General features: G+C 67.0%; 9 protein-coding genes and 2 pseudogenes. 8 read left to right on the top strand and 3 right to left on the bottom strand.

Features of this window, described 5'->3' with window-relative positions:
• From JO059_RS13390 to JO059_RS13380, 3 genes and pseudogenes are all read left to right on the top strand, one after another.
• A pseudogene (locus JO059_RS13390) lies at positions 1-209 on the top strand (phosphoribosylglycinamide formyltransferase 2); the annotation flags it as partial.
• A complete protein-coding gene (locus JO059_RS13385) occupies positions 206-628 on the top strand; it encodes a rhodanese-like domain-containing protein (RefSeq protein WP_293319411.1) in 423 nt (140 codons plus the stop codon). The pseudogene JO059_RS13390 and the gene JO059_RS13385, both read left to right, overlap by 4 nt.
• Before the next feature lie 7 nt (positions 629-635).
• Positions 636-1,850, top strand: coding sequence for an O-succinylhomoserine sulfhydrylase (locus JO059_RS13380; protein ID WP_293319409.1), 1,215 nt, complete (start codon positions 636-638; stop codon positions 1,848-1,850).
• Here JO059_RS13380 and JO059_RS13375 read toward each other — a convergent pair.
• On the bottom strand, positions 1,847-3,229 hold the full coding sequence (locus tag JO059_RS13375; protein ID WP_293319407.1) for an NAD(P)/FAD-dependent oxidoreductase: 1,383 nt from the start codon (positions 3,227-3,229) through the stop codon (positions 1,847-1,849). The two genes, JO059_RS13380 and JO059_RS13375, sit on opposite strands and share 4 nt — an antisense overlap.
• 215 nt (positions 3,230-3,444) lie before the next feature.
• On the opposite strand from JO059_RS13375, the gene JO059_RS13370 reads away from it, so the two are divergent.
• Positions 3,445-3,861 carry a DUF4190 domain-containing protein gene (locus JO059_RS13370; protein WP_293319405.1) on the top strand — a complete coding sequence of 139 codons (417 nt, stop codon included), beginning with the start codon at positions 3,445-3,447 and terminating at the stop codon, positions 3,859-3,861.
• On the opposite strand, the gene JO059_RS13365 is transcribed toward JO059_RS13370, so the two are convergent.
• Both JO059_RS13365 and JO059_RS13360 read right to left on the bottom strand, forming a co-directional pair.
• Positions 3,842-4,453 carry a hypothetical protein gene (locus tag JO059_RS13365; RefSeq protein ID WP_293319403.1) on the bottom strand — a complete coding sequence of 204 codons (612 nt, stop codon included), beginning with the start codon at positions 4,451-4,453 and terminating at the stop codon, positions 3,842-3,844. The genes JO059_RS13370 and JO059_RS13365 overlap by 20 nt on opposite strands.
• A gap of 28 nt (positions 4,454-4,481) precedes the next feature.
• Positions 4,482-5,666 (bottom strand): acyl-CoA dehydrogenase, encoded by a 1,185-nt coding sequence (locus tag JO059_RS13360; protein ID WP_293319401.1) that lies wholly within the window; start codon positions 5,664-5,666, stop codon positions 4,482-4,484.
• Positions 5,667-5,713: 47 nt separating this feature from the next.
• Between JO059_RS13360 and JO059_RS13355 the strand changes: the two genes are divergently transcribed.
• The 4 genes and pseudogenes from JO059_RS13355 to JO059_RS13340 all read left to right on the top strand — a co-directional run.
• Positions 5,714-6,073, top strand: a complete 360-nt coding sequence (locus JO059_RS13355) for a DUF3054 domain-containing protein (RefSeq protein ID WP_293319399.1) — start codon at positions 5,714-5,716, stop codon at positions 6,071-6,073.
• A 37-nt stretch (positions 6,074-6,110) separates the two neighbouring features.
• Positions 6,111-6,599, top strand: a complete 489-nt coding sequence (locus JO059_RS13350) for a GNAT family N-acetyltransferase (protein WP_293319397.1) — start codon at positions 6,111-6,113, stop codon at positions 6,597-6,599.
• A complete protein-coding gene (locus tag JO059_RS13345) occupies positions 6,596-7,693 on the top strand; it encodes an LLM class flavin-dependent oxidoreductase (RefSeq protein ID WP_293319395.1) in 1,098 nt (365 codons plus the stop codon). The genes JO059_RS13350 and JO059_RS13345 overlap by 4 nt, the downstream gene beginning before the upstream one ends.
• Positions 7,690-7,843, top strand: a pseudogene (locus JO059_RS13340) (LLM class flavin-dependent oxidoreductase); the annotation flags it as partial. The gene JO059_RS13345 and the pseudogene JO059_RS13340, both read left to right, overlap by 4 nt.

Raw genomic sequence — 7,843 nt, 5'->3', positions numbered from 1 at the left:
GTGGCGCAGGGACGCCGCACCCCGCAGGGCTGGCCCGCGCGCTGGGAGTCCCGGAAAGCGATCTTCGCTCCTTCGGGCGCGGATTCTCGCCCGCCGGCGCAACGAACATGCTGGGCGTTGCGCTGGCGACGGCACCGGATGTGGCGGCCGCACGCGACCGCGCCCGACAGGTATCGTCGGCCCTGAATGTGCGAGACTCACGCGGATGAGCTACGCAGGAGATATCACGCCGTCGGAGGCATGGCAGCTACTCAGCGACAACCCTCGCGCCGTGTTGGTCGATGTGCGCACCGACGCGGAATGGCGGTTCGTCGGGGTGCCGGACCTGTCGAGCCTGGGCCGCGAGGTGGTGTTCATCGAGTGGGTCACATCCGACGGGACGCCCAACGCGAATTTCGCGGACGAGCTGAAGCAACGGGTCCAACCCGCCGGGGGAGACCAGGAGCGGCCGGCGATCTTCCTGTGTCGCTCGGGAAACCGCTCCATCGGCGCGGCCGAGACCGCCACGGAGTTGGGCATCACACCCGCCTACAACGTGCTGGACGGCTTTGAGGGCCATCTCGACGCTGAGGGTCATCGCGGTGGAACCGGTTGGCGCGCCGTAGGTTTGCCTTGGCGACAGGGCTGAGACCGGGATGAACGACTCGGTCCGCACGCCCAAGGAGCTGCCCAACGGCGTCAGTCAGGCGACCATCGGCGTGCGCGGCGGACTGTTGCGGTCCGGTTTCGAAGAAACCGCCGAGGCGATGTATTTGACGTCCGGCTATGTCTACGAATCGGCTGCCGTTGCGGAACGATCCTTCACCGGCGAGCTGGACCATTTCGTGTACTCGCGGTACGGCAACCCGACGGTGACGATGTTCGAGGAGCGATTACGCCTGATCGAGGGGGCGCCCGCGGCGTTCGCCACCGCGAGCGGGATGGCCGCGGTGTTCACCTCGCTGGGCGCCCTGCTGGGCGCCGGTGACCGTTTGGTCGCGGCCCGCAGCCTGTTCGGGTCCTGCTTTGTCGTGTGCAACGAGATCCTGCCGCGGTGGGGCGTCGAGACCGTTTTCGTCGACGGCGACGACTTGGCGCAGTGGGAGCGGGCGCTGTCCGTGCCCACCGCGGCGGTGTTCTTCGAGACGCCGTCCAACCCGATGCAGTCGCTGGTGGACATCGCGGCGGTGAGCGAGCTTTCCCACGCTGCGGGCGCGAAGGTGGTGTTGGACAACGTGTTTGCTACCCCACTGCTGCAGCAGGGCTTCCCGCTCGGGGTGGACGTGGTGGTGTACTCGGGCACCAAGCACATTGACGGTCAGGGCCGGGTCCTGGGCGGCGCGATCCTCGGCGACAAGGAGTACATCGACGGTCCGGTGCAGAAGCTGATGCGGCACACCGGCCCCGCGATGAGTGCGTTCAACGCCTGGGTGCTACTGAAAGGCCTTGAGACGCTGGCCGTTCGGGTCGAGCACAGCAATTCGTCGGCACACCGAATTGCCGAATTCTTGGAGCGGCATCCGGCGGTGAGCTGGGTGCGCTACCCCCATTTACCGTCCCACCCGCAATACGACCTGGCCAAGCGTCAGATGTCCGGCGGCGGGACGGTGATAACGTTTGCCCTTGACTGCGCGAAAGGTGCTGCCAAGCAACGGGCTTTCGAGGTGCTCGACAAGCTCCGTCTGATCGACATCTCCAACAATCTCGGCGACGCCAAATCGCTTGTGACGCACCCGGCGACGACGACGCACCGCGCGATGGGGCCGGAGGGCCGCGAGGCGATCGGGCTGGGCGACAACGTGGTTCGCATCTCGGTCGGGCTGGAGGGCACCGACGACCTGATCGCCGACCTCGACGACGCGCTTCGCTAACCGGCCGCCTTCTGTTCGGCCGCTTCGGCGCGTTCGACCGCGGCCAGCGCGCCTCCCTCCACTTGCGCCTGCATCAGGTTCGTCACCACCCGGGCGTAGACCATCTGGCTGGTGATCGCCATCTGGCCCCGAGTGCGGCCCAAAAACGAGATCCCCCACGAGAACATGGCGGCGATGCGATTGCGAAAGCCGACAAGGTACAACAGGTGCAAAAGCAGCCAGGCCAACCAGGCGATGAAGCCCCCGAACTCGAGCTTGCCGACCTTCGCCACGGCACTGTACCGGGAGACAAGGGCCATGCTGCCCTTGTCGAAGTACTTGAACGGCTTGCGATTTGCCGGGTCGTCGTGCCCCTTGAGTCCCTGCTTGATGAGGTTGGTGGCGTAGTGCGCGCCCTGGATCGCGCCCTGCGCCATGCCGGGAACACCCGGCACCGACATCAGATCACCGATGATGAAAACGTTCGGATGCCCCTTGACGGTGAGGTCGGGTTCCACGATCACCCGTCCGGCGCGGTCGACTTCGGTTCCGTCGGACTGCTCGGCGATCATCTTGCCCAGCGGGCTGGCCTGGACGCCGGCCGCCCATACCTTGCAGGCGCATTCGATCCGCCGTTCGGCGCCGTCCTTCTCCTTGACGGTGATGCCCTTGTAGTCGACGGCACTCACCATCGCGTTGAGTTGGACCTCGACGTCCATCTTCTCCAGGCGCTTTTGTGCCTTGAGGCCCAGCTTCGGGCCCATCGGCGGCAGCACGGCCGGCGCGGCGTCGAGCAGGATCACCCGGCATTCGCTGGGCGTGATGGTCCGGAATGCTCCGGCGAGGGTCCGTTCGGCGAGTTGGACGATCTCGCCGGCCACCTCGACCCCCGTCGGGCCGGCCCCGACGACGACGAAGGTAAGCCGGCGTTGTCGCTCGGCGGGGTCGGTGGCCACCTCGGCCGCCTCGAACGCCCCGAGGATGCGGCCGCGCAGCTCGAGAGCATCGTCGATGGTCTTCATTCCGGGCGCGAAGGTCGCGAATTGGTCGTTGCCGAAGTAGGACTGCTGTGCGCCCGCGGCCACGATGAGGCTGTCGTAGGGGGTCACAGTCTCCATATCGATCAACTTCGACGTCACCGTTTTCGCCGTCAGATCGATCCCGTTGACCTCGCCCAGCAACACCCGGACGTTCTTCTGATTGCGCAGGATCAGCCGGGTCGTCGGGGCGATGTCACCCTCGGACAGGATCCCGGTGGCCACCTGGTACAGCAACGGCTGAAACAGGTGCGTCGTGGTTTTGGAGATCAGGGTGATCTCGACGTCTGCCCGCTTCAGGGACCTGGCCGCAGTAAGCCCGCCGAATCCGCTTCCGATGATGACGACGCGATGGCGCGACATACTTTCCTCCGGGTCCGTCCGAGCCTGATCTCACGTTCCGCAGCCATGTCCACCCTAGGACTTCGTGAGGCAAACGTCTCCGGTCGGGGCCAGAGGCAGGCAGCGCGGGCCGGGCCCGGATCCACCGTCCTTCTTGGGCAAGGCGTTTGAAACTGTCCGGCGACAAGCCGCAAGGCGCAGAGTAGAGTTTGTGCCTCTCGGCCCAGGAGGCATCCTTGACGGAACAACCGCCCAACTACCCACCCCCTCCGCCGGGCGGTTACGGTTATCCGCCGCCACCGGGCGGTTACGGCTACGGTGGCTATCCGCCGCCACCGCCACCGCAAAGCGCCGCCACCAATGGGATGGCAGTGGCCTCGTTGGTGTGCTCGTTATTCGGGTGGCTGTGCGTCGTCGGGCCCTTGCTGGGGCTGATCTTTGGGTTCGTCGCGCTGCACCAGATCAACCAAACCGGTCAGCGTGGCCGCGGGATGGCGCTCGCCGGAATCATCATCGGCGGGATCATCGTCGCGATCGCCATCGGCGCGGGAATCCTCGGGCAAATCGCCCGGCACGTGCCCCATAGCAATTCCGGTGCACCCGCCGTCGTCAGGATCGTTGAACCGCAGCAGCTCAGAACGGCCACGCGCTGAAACCGGTCTTGTACTTTCCGTTGAGCGCGGTGCAAAAGTCGTCGGCGGTCCCGGCCAGCAAGACGTAATACGCCTCGCTCTCGTGGCTGGAGAAGGCATTCGCGTTCGTCCAGCCGCTGTTGCACATCGACGTATCGCTGCCCAGGGTGGCGCGGCGCCAATTGGTTTTGGCGCAGGCGGCCAGGGCATCGACGTTGGGTGTGGCGCTCTTGGCGGCGACCAGCATGGCACCTCCCCATTGCCCGTCGGTGCGACGATAGGCGCGCGCCCCAAATCCGGCCCCGTTGTTCTGGCAGGCCAGCGCCCGACGTAGCAGCGAGAAGGGCGCAGCGAGTTGCTGGTTGGGAACCGCTACGGCGGCATTGATGAATTGTGCCGCGTTCGAGCCGTCGACCTCTTGGACATTGGGATTACCCAGGATGGTCAGTTGCTGGGCAATACCTGCGTTAGCACCGCCTCCGATGATCGGCCCGCCGCCGCCTGATGCCATCGGCGGCAGCGTCACGGGATCGGCCCGGCCCGTTGCCATCCCGGCCACAGCCAAACCAACCGCGGCGACAACAACACCCAAGCGACGTGCGATGACCCTCATGGTGAGCTCCTTGGCGGCACCGGTGGACTCAGCGGAAGGCGTCGATACCGGTGAACGCCTGCCCGAGCACGAGCTGATGCATCTCCGGAGTGCCCTCGTAGGTAAGTACCGATTCCAGGTTGACCATGTGGCGGATGACCGGATATTCCAGCGATATTCCATTGCCCCCCAATATCGTCCGAGCTGTCCGGCAGATGTTGATGGCCTCGCGGGTGTTGTTGAGCTTGCCGAAGCTGACCTGCTCGGGACGCAGCCCACCGCTGTCCTTGAGCCGGCCGAGGTGCAGCGACAGCAGCTGCCCCTTGTGCAGCTCGACCGCCATGTCAACGAGTTTCGCCTGCGTCAACTGGAATCCGGCGATCGGCCGGCCGAACTGTGTGCGCTGGGTGGCGTAGTCCAGCGCAGCCTGCCAGGCGGACCGCGCCGCGCCCATCGATCCCCAGATGATCCCGTAGCGCGCCTCCGACAGGCACGACAGCGGCCCGCGGAGGCCCTTGGCCTCGGGCAGCATCGCGTCGGCGGGCAGCCGCACATCATCCAGGACCAGCTCACTGGTGATCGACGCGCGCAGTGACAGCTTGTGGTGGATGGTGTTGGCCGCGAACCCCGGGGCGCTCGTGGGAACGATGAAGCCGCGAATCCCGTCATCGGTGGCGGCCCACACGATCGCGACGTCCGCGACCGTCCCGTTGGTGATCCAGAGTTTCCGGCCGGTCAGCACCCAATCGGAGCCGTCGCGCCGCGCCCGGGTTTTCATCGCGGCGGGATCCGACCCCACGTCGGGCTCTGTCAGCCCGAAGCATCCGAGCAGTTCGCCTGCGGCCATGCCCGGAAGCCACTGCTGCTTTTGTTCCTCCGATCCGAACTTCCAGATCGCGAACATCGCCAGCGACCCCTGCACCGACACCATGGAGCGAACCCCGGAGTCGGCGGCCTCCAGCTCGGTGCAGGCCAGCCCGTAGTGCACTGCCGACGCGCCGCCGCATCCGTAGCCGTGCAGGTGCATGCCGAGCAGGCCGAGCTCGCCGAACTGTTTGGCTAGTTCGCGGACCGGTAGGTCGCCGATCTCGAACCATTCCGCGATGTGGGGCAGCACGTGCTCGGCGCAGAACTTTCTGACGGTATCGCGCACCGCGAGTTCGTCATCGGACAGTGAGGCATCGAGGCCCAGCGGGTCTTCGCGGTCGAAGGCGGGAGGCGTCTGCGTGCTCATAGGACTCAGCCTGCCATTAACTGGGGCCGGCCCGATATTCTTGCTGGATGCGACGGCTGGTGTGGCTGGCCATGGACGCGATCTCTGTGCTGGTGTTTTGTGCTGTCGGACGTCGCAGCCACCAAGAGGGTGTCAGCGTCGTGGGCGTGGCGACCACGGCGTGGCCGTTCCTCACCGGAACCCTGGTCGGCTGGCTGGCGTCTCGCGGTTGGCGGCGGCCCACCGCGGTCATCCCGACCGGCGTGACCGTGTGGCTCTGCACCGTGGTGGTCGGCATGGTGCTACGCAAGGCAACCGCGGCGGGCGTGGCGGCGAGTTTCGTGGTGGTGGCGGCCGCGGTGACCGCGTTCCTATTGCTCGGCTGGCGAGCGATCGCCGGTGTGCCGCTGCTGCGCCGGTCCGGATAAGGAATGCTTCCCGGCGGCAGGCGTTAGACCGTTAGTGATGCCCCATTCAGCGCTGACGTTCGTCGCGGCCACGCATGATCATGCGCTGGCAGGGCCGCTGTTGACCGAATTGGCCGTCGAGTATGCGGAGCGCTACGGCGGCACACCGGACGCGCATCTGAGCTGGCTGCCCGTGCCGGCCGACGAGTTGGCGCCGCCGCACGGCGGTCTGCTGATCGGCGTGCTGCGCGGCGTGCCGGTCACGGGCGGGGCGTTTCGGCGCTTCGACGCCGACACCGCCGAACTCAAGCGGATCTGGACCGACCGCGCTCATCGGCGCCGCGGCTACGCGAGGGCGCTGCTGGTGGCGCTGGAGCAGGAGACCGCCGCGCGCGGTTACCGGAGGCTCTACCTGATCACCGGTAATCGTCAGCCCGAGGCCGAGGCGCTCTACGACGCGACGGGATACGCCCGCGTGGCTCCCGCGGAGCCGGTGCCGGACTGGGGGCCTTTCCGTCCCATCGCCTTTGAGAAGTGGCTCCCATGACGGGCCAGTTTCACGTGGGCGTCGCGCTGGACGGATACGGGTGGCACCCCCAGGCGTGGCGGCCCACGCTCCGGGCAGACCCAGCCGCGCCGTCGGTGCTCAGCGGTCGCCACTGGGTCCAGCTGGCGGTCACCGCCGAGCGGGGGCTGCTCGACTTCCTCACCATCGACGACACCTTGATGCCGCAAATCGGACGAGGCGAGCGCATCCATCCGGATCGGCTGGCGGGCCGGGCCGACGCCGTCCTGGTCGCTGCCCGCATCGCGCCCGCGACGCAGCACATTGGGCTGATTCCGGTCGCCACCGTCACCCACACCGAGCCCTTCCATGTCTCGAAATCCATTGCCACACTTGACTATGTGTCGCACGGGCGGGCGGGCTGGCAGCCCAGGGTCAGCGCGACGACGCACGAAGCGGCCCTGTTCGGCCGTCGGGACCCGTCCCGAATCGCATTGTTCGACGAGGCAATCGAGTATGTCGACGTCGTGCGCCGGTTATGGGACAGCTGGGAGGACGACGCGATCATCCGCGACGTGTCCACCGGGCGCTACGTCGACGTCGACAGACTGCACTACATCGACTTCGCCGGAAAATACTTCTCCGTCAAGGGGCCGTCGATCACGCCGCGTCCACCGCAGGGTCAGCCGTTGGTGGCCGCCTTGGCGCACGTCGGGCCCGCCTACGAGTTCGCCGCGGCCGCAGCCGACGTCGTCTTCATCACGCCCGCCGACGATGCCGCGGTGGCCGGTATCCTCGACGAGGTGCACGCCGCGGGTGGCTCCCGGCTGAAAGTTCTTGCCGACGTGGTGGTCTCGTTCACCGGCGATGGCGACTTCCGCTCCGACGCGCTTGTCTTCAACGGCAGCGCAACGGAATTGGTTGACATGCTGTTAGGTTGGCAGCGGCTGGGCATCGACGGTGCGCGGCTGCGGCCGGCCGTCAACGCCACCGATCTGCCGACGATTGTCGGTGAGGTGGTGCCGTTGCTGCAGCGGGCGGGGCGCTTCCGCACCGGCTACCGGCAGGGTGAAACGCTGCGCGCGCGGCTGGGCCTGCCGGTGGCGCCGAACCGGTACGCGGCGGTGAACCGATGACGCGGGTGCCGCTATCGATACTGGATCTGGCGCCGATCAGCGCCGGCAGCGACGCCGCGACGGCTCTGCACAACACGATCGACCTCGCGCAGCACGCCGAGCGCTGGGGGTATCGCCGACACTGGATCGCCGAGCATCATTTCGTTGGGG

Origin of the sequence: Mycobacterium sp. (assembly GCF_019247615.1) — a bacterium.
GTDB lineage: Bacteria > Actinomycetota > Actinomycetes > Mycobacteriales > Mycobacteriaceae > Mycobacterium.
This window is presented reverse-complemented; position numbering and strand designations above follow the sequence as displayed.

Excerpts from the sequence above, each read along its gene's own strand:
- JO059_RS13380 (WP_293319409.1), top strand. The coding sequence starts at position 636 with ATGAACGACTCGGTCCGCACGCCCAAGGAGCTGCCCAACGGCGTCAGT.
- JO059_RS13350 (WP_293319397.1), top strand. The coding sequence starts at position 6,111 with ATGCCCCATTCAGCGCTGACGTTCGTCGCGGCCACGCATGATCATGCG.
- JO059_RS13345 (WP_293319395.1), top strand. The coding sequence starts at position 6,596 with ATGACGGGCCAGTTTCACGTGGGCGTCGCGCTGGACGGATACGGGTGG.
- JO059_RS13375 (WP_293319407.1), bottom strand. The coding sequence starts at position 3,229 with ATGTCGCGCCATCGCGTCGTCATCATCGGAAGCGGATTCGGCGGGCTT.
- JO059_RS13365 (WP_293319403.1), bottom strand. The coding sequence starts at position 4,453 with ATGAGGGTCATCGCACGTCGCTTGGGTGTTGTTGTCGCCGCGGTTGGT.
- JO059_RS13355 (WP_293319399.1), top strand. The coding sequence starts at position 5,714 with ATGCGACGGCTGGTGTGGCTGGCCATGGACGCGATCTCTGTGCTGGTG.
- JO059_RS13385 (WP_293319411.1), top strand. The coding sequence starts at position 206 with ATGAGCTACGCAGGAGATATCACGCCGTCGGAGGCATGGCAGCTACTC.
- JO059_RS13360 (WP_293319401.1), bottom strand. The coding sequence starts at position 5,666 with ATGAGCACGCAGACGCCTCCCGCCTTCGACCGCGAAGACCCGCTGGGC.